Consider the following 1058-nt stretch of genomic DNA (forward strand, 5'->3'; position numbering starts at 1 on the left):
GAAATCAAGGTCTTGGTTACGGTTGGCGACATGCTTTTCAATTTGAACTGAAAGAAGTCACAGATGAAAAGCACAACGTCACCTCATGGGAATTTGTAAGTGATTCTGCTGACGAGATTGAATTTGAACCAGTTGAGCATGGTTCAACAAGTTATCAAGTCTATGTCGGAGCAAGCTGTCATTTCCTAAACCCAAATACACGAATTGTCACTCTCTCTAGTGGTGATCAATATCGTTTTGAGTTGGTAGAAGACATTTGGCTATTAAAACAAATCCGCAATGGAATCTTTTCGACGTTCCAACTTCGTTATTCGAGAAACCATCGCCTAATTGAAGTTGCACATAACAAGCGACCAGTTCTTGAGTGTCAATATGATAAACAAGGGCGCCTTGTTGAATTGTTGAACGCAAAGACAGAACAAGTATTAACAACATATATCTATGACGAGCAAGACGATCTTGTTAGTGCGACGAATGATTTGGGTTTGACTGAGCGATATGAGTATCAAGACCAACATTTGATAGCCAAACGTGTGCGACCAACAGGGTTTACGCATTACTTTGAATGGTCGGGAGAAGGCTCGAGTGCTAAGTGCATTAGAAACTTTGGTGACTCAGGTATTTATGATTATCGATTCCATTATGAGGGCGCAAAGTCCTCTTATTCTGACTCTTTAGATAATGAGTGGACTTTCATTCATGATGAGCAAGGTCATCTGCTTGAAAAATCGAGCCCGACAGGAAGAACGTGGCAATGGCACTATGATCATTTAGGGCGTAAAGAGAAAGCGGTATTCCCAGATAACTCGACAACACAGTACCAGTACAACCAGCAAGGCCAATTAATTTCCAAACTGCACTCTTCCGGTGCTCAAATTCAATATGGTTATGACAGCTTAGGTAAGCTTGTAAAAACGGTATCTCCTGATGGTGATCTTGAAAAGGCCTATTACAACAGTCTTGGCCAACGAGTGTGGGATATCGATGCTCTAGGTTGCGTAACGGAGTATGAATACGATAAACATGGTCAAGTCGTAAAGAGAGAGTCTGAAGATGGT

General features: G+C 41.5%; 1 pseudogene. It reads left to right on the forward strand.

Annotated elements, in window-relative coordinates:
* Nucleotides 1-1058: pseudogene (locus R7Z77_RS24165) on the forward strand (type IV secretion protein Rhs); the annotation flags it as partial.

The organism is Vibrio sp. 1401, assembly GCF_033340295.1.